Source organism: Urechidicola vernalis (assembly GCF_031846385.1).
GTDB lineage: Bacteria > Bacteroidota > Bacteroidia > Flavobacteriales > Flavobacteriaceae > Urechidicola > Urechidicola vernalis.
The window spans coordinates 401,056-416,019 of the sequence record NZ_JAVRHV010000001.1 but is presented as its reverse complement, the minus strand read 5'-3'; the positions used below and the strand labels follow the sequence as shown (position 1 = coordinate 416,019).

Sequence of the window (14,964 nt, the reverse complement as noted above, 5' to 3'; positions counted from 1 at the left end):
TTAGCGTATATTTTTCTTTCTATTTGTTGCGTAATCTTTAAAAATCATTTCTCCAAGTCCCTTAAGCCCTGTATAAAAAGCTTTTCCCTTATTGCATTCTGTAAACTTCTCAACAAATGATTGTAAATATGGGTCTTGAGCAATCATAAATGTTGTGATAGGTATGTGCAATTTTCGGGCATAGGCAGCCATGTTATAACATTTTTCTACGATATATTCATCTAAGCCATTACTGTTTTTATAGTACCTACCATCTGGAAGTTTTATACAACTTGGTTTACCATCTGTTATCATAAATATATTTTTATTCGTATTTCTTTTTCGACGTAATATATCCATAGCTAATTCTAACCCTGCAACAGTATTGGTGTGATAAGGGCCCACTTGCAAATATGGCAGATCTTTAATTTTTATGATCCAAGAATCATTACCAAACACGATGATATCCAAAGAATCTTTTGGGTATCGCGTCTTTATTAATTCAGATAATGCCATTGCAACTTTTTTTGCAGGGGTAATTCTGTCTTCTCCATATAAAATCATACTGTGACTAATATCTATCATTAAAACAGTACTCATTTGTGATTTATGATTGGTGTTTTCTACAACTAGATCATTTTCAGACAGTTTAAATTCTCCTAAACCATTATTAATTTGAGCATTTCTAAGGCTTTGAGTAACCATAATGTTTTCTAATTTATCACCAAATTGATAATCTTTGAATTCTCCTGTCAATTCATCCCCAATTCCATTTTTATTGGTTTTATGATTTCCTAGCCCTTGCTTTTTTAATTTTCCAAAAATCTGAATTAAAGCATTATTTCTAATGGATCGCTCCATCTTTGCGGAGATCTTTGTTTTTGATTTCCCGTTCGTGTCAATTTTTTCTCTTAAATATCCTTTATCTTTTAAATCTTGGACAAAATCATCTAAGGAATAATTATCATCTGTAAGTTGGTATTTTTCATCTAATGTTTTTAGCCAATCCATGGCTTCATCAAAATCACCTGAAGTATGAACAATAAGTTCCTGAAAAATATCAAACAATTTTTCAAATGGAGTCTCTTGCTTTTTATTGTGCAATGTGAATTTAAATCCGCTTCTATTCTTTAGCATCCTAACATGTTTTTATTCAAAATTTTTCAATTTAGGTTTTCAATTCTAACCATTATTGCTTCTGCATCAAATATCTTCTGGTCGCTCAACCTTCTATTTGTTATTGACAATTTATGTGCTTCTTGAAGTAACTTGTTATACTGGTCATATAACTTTTCTCTTTCTGATTTCTTTTTAAATATATTGAACATAATTAATGTTTTAAATGTTTTCTAAATTAAAATTTGGCACTTCATGAACTCTAGCATATGGAAGTCTATCTAATAATTTTAATTCGTAATAACTATTAAGACCAGAAATTCCTACACCATTAATTTCTGACAAATCAATTTCATTGTTGTCAAATTGATCCGGAATATTTATATAGTGTACTTCACCGATCACTAAAATTGTATTATTTTTTTTGATCTCTATGCGCTCCTCAAATTTTAATCCAATTTTAAATGAACTTTCCTTTACAAAAGGTGCTAAAAAATTAGCTTCATACGATTCCGTTAGTCCACAACTGTCAAATTCTGAAATGGATTCTGGAAATTTTGCGGAGGTATAATGTGCATTTCTATAAAAAGATGAATTGACGTGATTGATAGTGAAGTATTCAGTTTTGCAAATATTTGCGTAAGTGTGCCTTGGCGCTTCTGAAGTTGGACGAACAATGAAACCCATTAATGCGGGATTACTTCCTAAATGGAACACAGAACTAAATATTGCTAAATTTGGAATTCCCTTTTCGGAAACTGTCCCTATTAAATTTGCAGGTTTTATACCCGATAGTGCATTGATTAATTTTAATTTTTTTACTCTGGGTAATTCTTCAATTTCATGTTTTAAATACACCATTATTTTATTTTCTATTAAATATTTTTTACAATCTTAGAACTCATGGGTTTTGTAATTGAATAGTAAACATCAATTAAATTTCCTTCTTCATCAATTAAATACTTCTGAAAATTCCATTTTACGGAAGAACTTTTAACTCCATTTAATTCTTTATCAGTTAGCCACTTGTATAAGGGATGTTTGTCTTTTCCTTTCACTTTAATTTTCTCTGTCAATAAAAAAGTGACTCCATAATTAATCTCACAGAACGATTCAATTTCATCTGCGCTTCCCGGCTCTTGACTAGCAAACTGATTACATGGAACACCTATAACAATAAGTTTATCGCCATATTTCTCGTGCAGTTCTTGCAATCCTTTATATTGTTTGGTAAAACCGCATTTAGATGCGGTATTCACAATTAATATTTTCTTGCCTTTAAACTTATTGAAATCAATTTTTTTATTTGATAAACTATTAATTTCGATTGAATAAAGATTTGTTTTTATCATGGTTTGCTTGTTTATAGATTCTATAGAAAATGCTGTTAATAAAAACAGGGAAATAATAATTGCACATATATTAAGTTTCATAATTAAACTTCCTATTAATTATTAATATATATATATGCATTCAAACTAATTGCAACCATCATCCATAGAATATAGGGTGCGATTAAGAATGATTGGTAACTTCCTTTTCTTAAAGAAATTCTTAAAATTATAAAAAGTATTATAATTAACAGCAGCAAAACTACTAGGCCAACAAATATTTCTTGTAAATTAAAAAAGAATAAATTCCAAGATATATTAAGAACCCATTGTATTCCAAAAAGAATTAAAAACGGCTTGCTAGACTTAAATAAGTCATAAAAATGCATCATAAAAAATGAAAAACACAACATGATAGAGAACCATGCTGCACCAAAAACCCAACCAGGCGGCGTCCAAGGTGCTTTATTTAGAGTCAAGTACCATGAATCATTTGGCCCGTTATCCATAAAATAAGTTCCAATACCTAAGGCTCCGAAATTAAGTATTACAAAAAGAATTAATATTCCTATCCGTTTAGTTTTCATTCGTTAAATTTTACAAGATTTGAACCCATTCCATTGAATATAAAATGATGGAAAGGAATTAGAATATACCAATACAACCTTCCAGATAGTCCTCTAGGTCTAAAAGTAGCCTGCTGAATTAATTGGTTGTTTTCAATTTTAAACTCTAGCCATGCTTCTCCAGGTAATTTCATCTCTGCATACAATAATAATCTCTTATGTTCCTTATCAGCAACCAATACTCTCCAAAAATCTAAGGCATCTCCAGCATGTATTGTCGTCTTATTAGTCCGCCCTCTTCTAAGCCCTATTCCGCCGATTAATTTGTCTATTGCTCCTCTAATTTTCCATAACCAAGTTCCATAGTACCATCCTGTTTCACCACCTATAGACCAAATATTTGAAAGTGTAGATTTTTCTTTATCATAAGGTATTGCAAAATTTCTTTTATCAACGTAGCATCCATTTTTCGGAAATTGAATATGTTTTTTCCAATACACTTCTCTATTACTAGAAGATAAGGCATCTTTCCAACTAGAAATCACCATGTTCTGATCTATTTTACCAAAAGCCATGGAAACAGATTCTTTATAAGGAATGAGTGGTTCATCAATTATTTTATGAATATCATTATTTTCACATACAACTTTAATTTTCATACTATTCACTAGGTTTACGGCCAATGCGTAATTAGTAGCGGTAATAAAATATAGCCAATATGACGATAATCTAGGCGTCATTACTGGTATTGTATAAATGCGTCTTTTTAAACCTCTAACTTCTGCAAATTGGAGCATCATTTGTTTATAAGATAAAACATCTGGCCCTCCAATATCATACGTATTATTAAAAGTTTCTTTTTTTAGAATAACACCTTTAAGATAGTTGATTACATTTCCTACTCCAATTGGTTGGCATTTAGTGTTCACCCATTTAGGCGTTACCATTACCGGTAATTTTTCTACTAAATCTCTTATAATTTCAAAAGAGGCGCTTCCGGAGCCAACAATAATCGCAGCTCTTAAAGTTGTTAGGGCATACTTATTACTTTTTAATACATCTTCAACTTTTTTTCGTGATGACAAGTGTTGTGAAAGTTCATTGTCATTGGCAATTCCACCTAAGTAAATAACTTGCTTACATTTTAATTTTTCTGCTAAATATTTAAAATTTGATGCTATTTCAACTTCTTTATTTTCAAATTCAGTCGTTCCACTTTTTAATGAATGAATCAAGAAAAATGCTGCGTCAACATTTAAAGGTTTTATCAAGTCTAAATCTTCCCTACTAGAAAAATCAGTTTCAATAATATTTATCTGATATTTAAATTCATGGAAAAAGTCAAGTCTTTTTTTATCTCTTACACAACAAGTGACATTATGCCCTTCATGTAATAAGGCATTTAATAATCTCTTCCCAATATATCCAGTCGCTCCTGTCAGTAAAATATGCATTTAATCTTCTATTTTAATTAGACTGATTGAATCTATTTCAAGAATAAAAGATTCTTCCACTTTATTCCCAATTAAAATAGCAATTTCAGCTATTGATTCTCCATTATATTCTTTCATATCTAATTTTCTCCCTCTAAATTGAGGTTTGAAATGGTTGAATGGCATGATAATTTCTTCCCAATTATTGTCAGTACTAAATTCATAAACATAAGAGTGTCTATCAAAAGTTTCACTCTTTATTCTAAATTGATAATTTTTACGATCACCTTTCAACTTAACTTTAATAGCATTGTATTTTGAAACATCTCTTTCGTTTACCCTTAGACGCATTGATGAAAAACCTCCATTATTTCTTAACGAAATATTTCCATTATAAACAAGGTTCCTAGATGAATTTGAAGTTATAAAACCTTGTGAAACACCACCCATAACTCCGTCATTTACTATTCTCCACTCATTGATAGAGTTGTCCTGAGACGACTCAAATAGCATTAATTCCTTCATTTGTGACCCCATTATTAGTATATATACAAATAAAAAATACATTTTGTTCAACAATTTAAAGTGTAAAGTTAAACAAAATTATAATATTGAGGAAATATATTTCAAGAAACATCTTAATTCCTTTTTCATTCTTCTGTATATTCGCGCCCATTATGTGGATGTATCTTGGCTTGTTAGCCGCACTATTTTTAGGTTTACACAATTTATGTAAAAAACACGCTGTGCAAGGTAATGCTGTGTTGCCCGTGTTATTAGGCACCTTAATTGCAGGCTTTTTATGTTTCCTACCTTTTTTTATAGGTTCTAGAATTAACCCAATTTATTTTAAAGAGATTGGATTTTATATAAATGAACTTGCATGGAAAACACATGGTTTTATTTTCATTAAATCATGTATCATGGCTGGTTCTTGGATATTGGCCTTTTACGCCTTAAAGTATTTACCTATTACAATTGTAAGTCCAATTAGATCGGCAGGTCCTTTCTTTACTTTTATAGGTGCAATAGCGATTTATAATGAAAAGCCAACGCCATATCAATGGGTTGGGTTTTTCGTTATCATTTTCTCTGTGTTTTTATATGCAAGAATTGGAAAAAAAGAAGGGATAAATTTCAAACGAAATAAATGGATTTATGCCATAATTGCTGCTACATTTTTAGGAGCATCTAGTGGATTGTATGATAAGTTTTTAATTCAGAATTTAACCTTAAACCCACAAACCTTGCAATTTTGGTTTTGTTGGTACGCCATTTTAATTTTATTGACAATCCTTTCAATAATGTGGTTTCCAAAGGTCGAAAAACGGAAATCGTTTCAATGGAGATGGACAATACCGGCGGTTGGAATTTTATTACAAACAGCCGATTATTTTTACTTTAAGGCATTGCAGGATCCAGAGGCTCTAATAATGTTGCTTTCAGCAATAAAAAGAAGTCAATTAATTATTGCCGTGGTAATTGGAGGATTGCTCTTTAAAGAAAAATACAAGCGTAAAAAATTAATTCCCTTAGCAGGAATTTTAATAGGCGTATTCTTGATACTATATTCTTAAACTATTTATTCGGAGTCATTTCGTTTAGCGTAAAATGATCAACCATTCCATCTGTTGTTTTCATGTACGCCTCAATATGCTCAGTTTTCATATGGTCTTGCCATAAATCCCAACTTTCCCAATTTTCATAAAACATAAAGTGATTTGGGTTCTCGTTGTCTTGGTGTAAATCATAATTCATGCACCCCTTTTCTTTAAGTGTTGGAGCAATAAGTTTTATCAATTCACTTTTTACAAATTTTCTATGTGCCTCCTTTACAAATATGTTTGCTACGATGGTTAATTGTGTACTCATTTATTTCGATTTTAATTTGTTGTACCTTTTCATGATTTCGAGGGTTTTCTCGACAGGTAGAGCTTTTAAAGTTCTTCCGTTCTGACCTGTAACATCAGTTGCCATAAACATAGAATTATAAATGGCTTCTTCCGCAGCCTCTACAACTGCTAAAAACAATGGAGATAATTCATCGTTGTTTAGGTCGGGAATGGTTCTAACAGAATCTTCAATATTGTATGGAATTCTTAGGTCCTTATGTGTACTAAATGCTATGCTATAATCTCCACTTCCGTTAGATGAAAATGAGCCAACTCTACCAAATGCTAAAAAAGATCTTTTTGCCAAGCGTTTTAAATTGCGATCAGATAATGGCGCATCAGTTGCTATTACCATCATACAAGATCCATCAACCGTATAAGGCACTTGATTGTTCATATAGAAATTATCTAACTCCTCTCCTACAGGAATGCCATCTATAGTTAGTATTCCTCCAAAGTTTGTTTGAACTAAAACTCCAACGGTGTATCCTCCTTTTTCTTTAGGGATTATCCGTGAAGAAGTTCCTATACCACCTTTAAAACCTAAACAATGTGTTCCAGTACCTGCACCAACAGATCCTTCCTGAACCAAACCTGTTTTTGCATTTGCAATAGCATTTAGAACATCAGTAGTTTTTACATGTCGCCCTTGAATATCATTCAACCATCCATCATTGGTTTCCCCAACTATCGGATTAACAGATCTAATATTTTTATTTTCTGGAATTGACAAGGTATAATCTACCAGTGCATTCGCCACTAAAAAAGAATTCAATGTATTGGTCAAAGCAATAGGAGTTTCCAAATTCCCTAACTCTTGAACTTGTGTAGTTCCAATCATTTTACCAAAACCATTTCCAACAAAAACAGCGGCCGGAACTTTATTTTGAAAAATATTTTCTTGATGCGGTAATACCAGAGTAACTCCTGTTCTAATAGAATCACCAATAATGAGCGTTTTTTGACCTACCGTAACTCCTTTAACATCCGTAATGGCATTAAACTTACCCGGTGTAAGAATTCCTGGCTCAATACCGTAATCTCTAATTCGTTGTCTATCCTGCCCGAAAGAATTCAAAGAAATTAATAATAGGGCAAGTACTAATGAATTTAATTTTGTCATGATGTATTTTTAAAGTAATTCTGAAAATGCCTGCTGCAATCTTTTTGTAATAGGGCCTGCACTTTCTCTATTTGGTAATACCTGATTATCTATTTTACCAATAACACCAACTTGTGTTGTAGTTCCAGTTAAAAAGGCTTCATCAATTTCTTCAATTAAATTAACCGGGTATCCCTCTTCCCTTAATTCAATATTTAAATCATTACACAGCTTAACAACAAGTTGTCGGGTTATTCCGTTAAGAATAAATTCATTTGCCGGATGCGTATAAACAACCCCTTTTTTTACAAAAAACACATTACAATGCGAGGCCTCTGTGAAAATACCTGCTCTTATCAATAAAGTCTCATACGCATCATTTTCCGCTGCGAATTGATTTGCTAAAACATTTCCAAGTAAAGAGGTCATTTTTATATGACATTTCGTCCATCTAAAATCATTCTGTGTTACAACATTATAACTCGAATTGTTAATCTTAGGAAATTCTTTTGGCAAAGCATAAAGCAAACAAGTAGGTTCAATATCTATTGGAAATGAATGCTTTCTAGGCGCTGTACCTCTTGTTATTTGCATATATATAAGACAATCAATTCCAATTAAGTCATTCGCTTTTAGTAACTCTTTAACTTTGTCTTTAAGTTGATTCACGTCATAATTTAAGTCAATTTCTTGAAGACTATATTTCATTCTGTCTAAATGTGCTTGCTCATGAAACAATTTTCCATTTAGTTGAATCATTACTTCATATATACCATCACCAAAAAGAAAACCTCTGTCGAATACGGATATTTTTGCTTCTTGTGTATTTAAAATTTCTCCATTTAGAGAAACTTTTTCAGGGAAATTCATACGTTAAATTTTTGTCGGAATAAAAATAAGTAAAATGAAATATGAATTTCAATAAAGGGCGATTTTTATCTGAAATGGATTCAAAGATTTAGTTTGTAAAGTATTTGTTGATGCAAACTTAAAATTCATATTCTTTTGAAAATCAAAAAAATAACAGTATATTCGTTAACAGATTACTCCAGAAAACACTCCAACTTATTTTTCGACACCCCATTAATTTAGAATGTGACATATCAATATAATCAAACTAAAATTAAAAATTATGGGAACAGAAATCATCACAATTTGTGCAACAACCACAACACCACACCCCTTAACACTGTCTGATAATCAAGGACACAACAGCAATACTAATGCTGGAGACAAAGACTTTACAACGGATGTACAACCAGGAGACAAAGTAAAATGGAAAATTGGCCCAAATTGCGCCGTGCAAAGTATTACCAGTATAACTTGTGTAAATGGAGATAATTTGTTCAGCGAAGGGCCAGATCCAAAACAAAATGGAGATTGGGAAGGTACAATTTCAGACGATGCTACGGGTACAGAAGAATATACCATTGGTTATACTGTAGGCGGGGCACCATACACACAAGATCCAAAACTGAGAATTCCGCCAAGTCAATAATTTTGAATTATGAAGTTTTTAAAGAATCATACAGCCTATTACTTGCTAATAGGCTTACTTTTTTTTTGTTTGCTTTCAACTTTTAGTCAAAATAAGAAGGTTGCAGATAGTCTTATAGCCATATACCAAACCACAGATCTTGAATTAAATCAAAAGCGAGATTTGTTGATGGATATACTCGAGGCCGCTTCTAATCCTGAAACTAGACTTAATTATGCAGACCAACTAATTAAAAGTGCTGCAACAGATTCTTCTTATCTTTATATGTATTCTGGTTTTCTTCATAAAGGGCATGGTCTAAGAGAACAAGGTAACTTTTCAGAAGCGATGCAAGTCTATTTTTTAAGCTTAAATTTAACCGAAAAAGGTGAAATTAAAGTTGGAACTGGTATAGTATTAACTTCTATTGCCGATGCCTACTCCGAATCTGGAAATTCAAAAAACGCACAAATTTACTACGAGAAAGGAATTCAAGTTTTAAGAGAATTGAATGATTCCTTAAAATTAGCTTCTGCTTTATTAAATGCTGGAGACGCCTATTTTTATGATGAAAAATACGATGACGCTTTAAAGAATTTTAGTGAGTCTGGAATTTTATTTAAGGAATTAAATTACCAAGTTGGATCTGCTTATAATTTAGGGAATATTGGAATGGTATATGCAAGAAAAGGAAAACATGAGTTGGCAAAACAAAACATTGAAAAAGCAATTGCTACATTGGAAGAATTGGAGGACTACTACCCTATTTCTGTGTACTTAACTTATATGTCTGATATTTATTTAGAAAGAAATAATTGGAATACCGCAAAGTATTATTCTGAGAGAAGTCTAGAATTAGCAAAAAAATATGGTCTTAAAGATCAAATAAGTGAAGCAAATTTACAGTTGGCAAATCTTTTTGAAAAAAAGGAGTCATATAAAGAATCTTATAAATACTACAAAGAACATATTGTTTATAGAGACAGTGTCATGAACCTAGAATCCATTGAGAAAATGGCAGATTTAAGAACAGAATATGAAGTTTCTCAAAAACAAGTAGAAGTAGATTTATTAGAAAAAAATGCAGAGATATCAGTACTTAAACAACGTCGACAGAAAAACATAATTTATGGAACGGTAATATTTTCGGTGCTAATTTTTCTACTAGCATATGGACTTTTAAAACGGTATAATTACATAAAAAAAACAAACCAAATTATTGAAAGTGAAAAACGGAGGTCCGACAAATTATTATTAAATATTTTACCTGAAGAAACAGCTTTAGAACTTAAAGAAAACGGAAGTGTAAAGGCTCGTAAATTCGATTCAACTACAGTTCTATTTACTGATTTTAAAGGCTTTACGCATTATGCAGAGAATCTACCTCCAGAGCAATTAGTGCAAACCGTGGACTATTATTTTTCAAAATTCGATTCAATTATGGAAAAGTATAATTTAGAGAAAATTAAAACCGTCGGAGACGCATATATGTGTGCGGCCGGAATTCATACACTTAGAAATAATCATGCATCACAAATGGTAGAAGCGGCTTTTGAAATTATTGATTTTGTCCAGAGCACAAAATTAGACAATACAATTAATATAAATTTTGATATACGTATCGGAATTAATACGGGTCCAATAGTTGCAGGTGTAGTGGGCTCTAAAAAATTCGCATATGACATTTGGGGAGATACCGTAAATATTGCTTCAAGAATGGAATCGAATTCTGAAGTTGGTAAGATCAATATTTCACAGAACACATTTAATCTAATAAAAGATGAATTTAATTGTGAGTTCAGAGGAGAAATTGCTATAAAAAACAGAACAGCATTGAACATGTATTTTGTAAAGAATAAAATCTAAGTGACTACTCTTTGTCACATATTAGAAAATCGGGTTAATCTTTTTTTGTAATTTAGTGTAATTAAAACTAATTCAAAGTGATGCAAGATCCAAATAATTATTGGGAACAATTAGAGCGTTTAGAAAAATTAATTCGGGCTTCGGAATTTAAAGCAGGTGTAATTTTTTCATTTCATAGTTTAATTTTAGGACTATTTGTTGATAAACTTTTATTTCTTCAAGAAGCTTTTAAAGGAAGTTTTCTATTTATTGTCCTGGTTTGTTTATGGATTTGTTCCGTTTTAATATCAATCTATTTTTGCTTTAGATGCTTTATGCCAAGAATTGAAATGAATTATAAAGACAATGTGTTTTTCTTTAAAGATGCTGTGTATGCTTTCGGAAACAAGGAGGCATATTCTAAACGTTTATTAGAAATTTGTAACAGTCAAGAAGATTTTTTTGAACAATTAAGTTATCAAATTCATGCTGAAAGTAAAATTATCGATAAGAAATTTGATTGTGTTCAAAAATCAATTCGCTTTTTTGCTGTAAGTTTCTTAATCATATTCGCCTTGCTTATCTACTATTTAGCTATTCTATAAATTACAGTCATTAATTCAGTTTTCAACGGAGCTTAATTTATTGTAAAAAAATGTTGCTTTATCTGTATTTCCGTTTGCCTTATAAGCATCTCCCAATCCATTTAGAATTAAAGTAGATTTAGGAAATTTTTCCAATCCAAGATTAAACAATGAAATGGCCTTGGCATTCATTTGATGTTTTAGATAAAATCGTGCATATCTGTTTATCCATAGATCTCTGGTAATGGTAGGAATGTATGTGTCAAATCGTTTAATAAAGTTTTCAAATACTTCCATATTGTTTTCCTTTTCAGCGCTTAAAATAAGAAAATGCTGAGTTTCTCTATGAATCTCTGTTGATAGCCCGTATCGCTCTCCTCTACTCTTGTAATACTCTTCTAATACCTCTATTCCTCCATAATCTTTTAATGCTTTCAGGGTTCGCAATCGAACTGCATCATAATCATTAAAATAGGTACTTAAACCTTCGTGCATAGTTTTAGTGGGTGTTGAGTAATGATCTTCATTCTCGTAAAAAGCAAAATGACTAGACCTTAATTCTCCTAAATTTGATAGAAAGTCGGAATCTTTATGAATCCAGGTTTCTTCGTTCCCCGCCGAAACAAATAATAATTTATGTAACCCTTTGTTCTGTATTTCACTTAGGGTATTCATTCTTTTGTCAGTTGAATGCGTAGGACTCGCCAACATGTATCCACTAAAAAGTGTTGGGTAATCTGCCAACACTTCAAAACCTAATCCTGCAGCCATTTCCCAACCAAAATACAAACGTTCTTTTTCTTTTGCCGTTCTATAATTTGAATCTACATATGGAATCAACTCCTCTATTAAAAATGCTTTAAAGCGTTCTGATTCCTGATAAAACAATGTCCTTCTTTGTTTTCTATCCGTTTTAATTCCGATGACTATAAACGGTGGAGTCTTATCTTTGAATCGCAGCATATCTTGATATGCAATCCCATGCAAAAAATACTCCTGACCATCTAACACATATAAAACAGGGTATGATTTAGCGATAGAAGTATCATATGACGGTGGTGTATAAACTTGAATTTCTCTATCTTGGTTTAAAACCTCAGAATTAATGATAATTCTAGTACCGATTACGATATTCGAAACTTCATTTTGCCCAATCGCTGATAAAGAGACGGCAAAACAACTAATAATGAGTATTCTTGATTTTATAAATTCTAATAACATCATTTTTTTTTTAAATTTCTTCTCCATTTAAATTGTAATTAGACCTTCCTAAGAATTGACCATTAGTATTATAATTATAAATGGATTTATGCACGCCATTTCTATCCCCAGTTCTTTCCCCTACGTTATCATAATAAGAAATACTTTCGCGCGTCATATTATTTCTATACGATATGACAGCATATGCCCTTCGCTTATGAGGATAACCTAAAGAATCGATGTAATAAATACGAGTAGGTTTTCCATATTTATTGAATTCACGCCAGTTAATTTTGGCCAAATCAAATTGTGGATGCAAAAACAACTCATTGTTTTCATCTAAGAATTGTTCTTCGAAAAACATTCCGTCTTCGTTGAATTGAAAAATTACAGTAGCATATCCCCGCTGTCCATTTACAACTTCCCCTTCTTCAGTTCTACTTTGCCGGTATAAGGTCAACCCATTCTTATCATAGGCAAAATGAACGATTGGGAAGCCGTTTCCATCTGGAATAATATCGCCTACTTTTGAGAATTGGATTTCGGTTGCTAATTCATTATCGCTGTTTCTAGTAACTATAGAATAAGCAATTCCACTTTCTAGTTGCTTTCCTTTATTCAAATGTTCTTTTTTAATCCAAAAACCATCAGGGTTCAAATGGTATTTTTTTTCAGTAACCCCTTTTTCAACACTCACATAGTTACCGTCCGTATCTTTAAATTTATCTATGTAGAATCCACTATAATAGGTGCGTTCTAATTCAAATGCTCCATAATTTCCATAATTACTCGGTTTACCCGAAAAGAAAAATTGTACCCTTTCAAATCGATTGGCGTCATCAAAAAAAACTTTATAGCAATTTATAGTTCTCGCTTCTGCATCAAATATTCGAATACTTGGTTTTACCGATCGTTCTGTATGATCTATATTCCAATCCATATAAAAACCAACTTTAGATTGAGCGATGACAACTTGTGAAGTGACAATCAATAAAACGAAAGCGAAATAAAACCTTATTTTCATCTTTTAATAGTTGTTTAAAGATTTATGAATTAATAAGGATATCTATTCACATCCTTATGCTGCCATAAAAGGTTGATAATAGTCCATTTTCCGTCTAACTTAATTAAATGCAAATATTCGACCCAATTATCAGAATACAACTTCACTGTAGCCATTCTGTGATAGATGTCAAGGATTGTAATTTGATTGTTAGGATCCGGAGGGAATCGCGTACCTGATTTATTCCAATCCGTTGCATTCTCAATCATTTTTTCTCTAGAAATGCTCGTTACTACTTCTTTTCTTATACTTCTATTGAAACCAATCGTTACTTTATTTAAACTATCATTCAGCACTTCATCCATTAAAACGGGATTCAATTCTTGAAGAGCTTTTAGATAACCTAGAGCAATTCTTTTAATTTCTAATGAGTCCTTTTTTGAAGCGATACTACTAAGTCTAATGTTTTGATTGTTCGGAACATCTCTTTCTCTCAATAATTTACCATTGGTATCGAGGTGTTGCTGTTTGATGTAATTTCCTTTATCGTCATATATTTTAATCCCTATTGCCAATCCTGAAGGGTTGATAACCAAATCATCTTCTTTGTTATGATAGGTATATTTTACATGATTTCCATTTTCATCATAGGTGTCTTGATATGATGCGACACCAGCAGAATTATTTACGATTTCAAAATCTTCATTAAGATTATACTTTCCTATTGGTGTTCCATCATTTCTAAACGTCATTCCGGTAGTGCCAAATTCAAAATAACTCGAAAGGTTTTTCGCTTCACCTTTTAAATTAAATCGTTGTTCAATTATCATTTTTTTGTAAGATTTCCACGTGTAATTAGAAATTCCCCAGTTAGACTCCATTGGATTGTCATCTAAATCGTAAAATTCTAATTTTGCGTAATTCCCCTTTTTATCAAGTGTGAAAATTTCTTTAAATACAGCTCTGTCATTTGGTACCCGTTCTCCATTAACATATAAATACACCCGAGTTTCTTGGTTTCCATTATAAGTAATCACTGTTTTATACGCGCCTATTGAGGCTAAAGGATGTCTTCTTTCTGTGGCATAATGATAGTTCGTTACCTCTGTTAACTGATTTTGTTTATTATAAGTAAATGTATAATGTGAAGAATTTAGTGCTTCCTTAGCACTAATAGGATAAATTCCCGCTAATTTTATATAAGGCGAAACATGGTTGTATCTTAAATGCCTGTAGTGTTTGTCTGTACTATTTTGTGAAAATGTTACTAGTGATACACAAAGGGTGAGCAAAAGAATTGCATAGGTTCTATAATTCATTTGGTTTACTATTAATTTTGTTAGTTAAGTTCAAATGTAAAAACTTGAATACTCAAATCTAGATACTTGAACTTTTTTTACCATTTATTTAACAAAAGTGAAATGCTATACCTTTAG

At 31.6% G+C, this 14,964-nt stretch carries 17 protein-coding genes; 4 read left to right on the top strand and 13 right to left on the bottom strand.

Features of this window, described 5'->3' with window-relative positions:
- The 7 genes from RM519_RS01860 to RM519_RS01830 all read right to left on the bottom strand — a co-directional run bounded on the left by RM519_RS01860 (nucleotide 1) and on the right by RM519_RS01830 (nucleotide 4,992).
- Nucleotides 1-1,116: a vWA domain-containing protein gene (locus RM519_RS01860; protein ID WP_311591800.1), complete on the bottom strand. Its 1,116-nt coding sequence runs from the start codon at nucleotides 1,114-1,116 to the stop codon at nucleotides 1-3.
- 26 nt (nucleotides 1,117-1,142) lie between these two features.
- On the bottom strand, nucleotides 1,143-1,307 hold the full coding sequence (locus RM519_RS01855; protein WP_311591799.1) for a Lacal_2735 family protein: 165 nt from the start codon (nucleotides 1,305-1,307) through the stop codon (nucleotides 1,143-1,145).
- Nucleotides 1,308-1,317: 10 nt separating this feature from the next.
- Nucleotides 1,318-1,956, bottom strand: coding sequence for a flavin reductase family protein (locus RM519_RS01850; protein WP_311591798.1), 639 nt, complete (start codon nucleotides 1,954-1,956; stop codon nucleotides 1,318-1,320).
- A 14-nt stretch (nucleotides 1,957-1,970) separates the two neighbouring features.
- Complete coding sequence (locus RM519_RS01845; RefSeq protein ID WP_311592546.1) at nucleotides 1,971-2,447, bottom strand: glutathione peroxidase; 477 nt, start codon at nucleotides 2,445-2,447, stop codon at nucleotides 1,971-1,973.
- A gap of 95 nt (nucleotides 2,448-2,542) precedes the next feature.
- Nucleotides 2,543-3,013, bottom strand: a complete 471-nt coding sequence (locus tag RM519_RS01840; protein ID WP_311591797.1) for a TspO/MBR family protein — start codon at nucleotides 3,011-3,013, stop codon at nucleotides 2,543-2,545.
- Nucleotides 3,010-4,446 (bottom strand): SDR family oxidoreductase, encoded by a 1,437-nt coding sequence (locus RM519_RS01835; protein ID WP_311591796.1) that lies wholly within the window; start codon nucleotides 4,444-4,446, stop codon nucleotides 3,010-3,012. The genes RM519_RS01840 and RM519_RS01835 overlap by 4 nt, the downstream gene beginning before the upstream one ends.
- On the bottom strand, nucleotides 4,447-4,992 hold the full coding sequence (locus tag RM519_RS01830; RefSeq protein WP_311591795.1) for a CIA30 family protein: 546 nt from the start codon (nucleotides 4,990-4,992) through the stop codon (nucleotides 4,447-4,449).
- Nucleotides 4,993-5,102: 110 nt separating this feature from the next.
- Here RM519_RS01830 and RM519_RS01825 point away from each other — a divergent pair, with 110 nt between their 5' ends.
- Nucleotides 5,103-6,002 carry an EamA family transporter gene (locus RM519_RS01825; protein WP_311592545.1) on the top strand — a complete coding sequence of 300 codons (900 nt, stop codon included), beginning with the start codon at nucleotides 5,103-5,105 and terminating at the stop codon, nucleotides 6,000-6,002.
- A 1-nt stretch (nucleotide 6,003) separates the two neighbouring features.
- On the opposite strand, the gene RM519_RS01820 is transcribed toward RM519_RS01825, so the two are convergent.
- Genes RM519_RS01820 through RM519_RS01810 form a run of 3 tightly spaced genes read right to left on the bottom strand, consistent with a single transcriptional unit; the run spans nucleotide 6,004 to nucleotide 8,289 of the window.
- Complete coding sequence (locus RM519_RS01820; protein WP_311591794.1) at nucleotides 6,004-6,297, bottom strand: putative quinol monooxygenase; 294 nt, start codon at nucleotides 6,295-6,297, stop codon at nucleotides 6,004-6,006.
- On the bottom strand, nucleotides 6,298-7,440 hold the full coding sequence (locus RM519_RS01815) for a DmpA family aminopeptidase (RefSeq protein ID WP_311591793.1): 1,143 nt from the start codon (nucleotides 7,438-7,440) through the stop codon (nucleotides 6,298-6,300).
- Nucleotides 7,441-7,449: 9 nt separating this feature from the next.
- Nucleotides 7,450-8,289, bottom strand: a complete 840-nt coding sequence (locus RM519_RS01810; protein WP_311591792.1) for an aminotransferase class IV — start codon at nucleotides 8,287-8,289, stop codon at nucleotides 7,450-7,452.
- A gap of 262 nt (nucleotides 8,290-8,551) precedes the next feature.
- On the opposite strand from RM519_RS01810, the gene RM519_RS01805 reads away from it, so the two are divergent.
- The 3 genes from RM519_RS01805 (at nucleotide 8,552) to RM519_RS01795 (ending at nucleotide 11,346) form a co-directional block, all read left to right on the top strand.
- On the top strand, nucleotides 8,552-8,917 hold the full coding sequence (locus RM519_RS01805; RefSeq protein ID WP_311591791.1) for a DUF8788 domain-containing protein: 366 nt from the start codon (nucleotides 8,552-8,554) through the stop codon (nucleotides 8,915-8,917).
- Between the two features lie 9 nt (nucleotides 8,918-8,926).
- Complete coding sequence (locus tag RM519_RS01800; RefSeq protein WP_311591790.1) at nucleotides 8,927-10,762, top strand: adenylate/guanylate cyclase domain-containing protein; 1,836 nt, start codon at nucleotides 8,927-8,929, stop codon at nucleotides 10,760-10,762.
- A gap of 80 nt (nucleotides 10,763-10,842) precedes the next feature.
- On the top strand, nucleotides 10,843-11,346 hold the full coding sequence (locus tag RM519_RS01795) for a Pycsar system effector family protein (RefSeq protein WP_311591789.1): 504 nt from the start codon (nucleotides 10,843-10,845) through the stop codon (nucleotides 11,344-11,346).
- Between the two features lie 15 nt (nucleotides 11,347-11,361).
- Here RM519_RS01795 and RM519_RS01790 read toward each other — a convergent pair whose 3' ends face one another.
- From RM519_RS01790 to RM519_RS01780, 3 genes are read right to left on the bottom strand one after another with little or no spacing between them, the layout of a single operon-like run.
- Nucleotides 11,362-12,573 carry an alpha/beta hydrolase-fold protein gene (locus RM519_RS01790; protein WP_311591788.1) on the bottom strand — a complete coding sequence of 404 codons (1,212 nt, stop codon included), beginning with the start codon at nucleotides 12,571-12,573 and terminating at the stop codon, nucleotides 11,362-11,364.
- Nucleotides 12,557-13,549: a hypothetical protein gene (locus RM519_RS01785; RefSeq protein WP_311591787.1), complete on the bottom strand. Its 993-nt coding sequence runs from the start codon at nucleotides 13,547-13,549 to the stop codon at nucleotides 12,557-12,559. Before RM519_RS01785 ends, RM519_RS01790 begins: the two co-directional genes overlap by 17 nt.
- Nucleotides 13,550-13,578: 29 nt before the next feature.
- Nucleotides 13,579-14,847 (bottom strand): nuclear transport factor 2 family protein, encoded by a 1,269-nt coding sequence (locus RM519_RS01780; RefSeq protein WP_311591786.1) that lies wholly within the window; start codon nucleotides 14,845-14,847, stop codon nucleotides 13,579-13,581.
- Nucleotides 14,848-14,964: the final 117 nt, after the last annotated feature.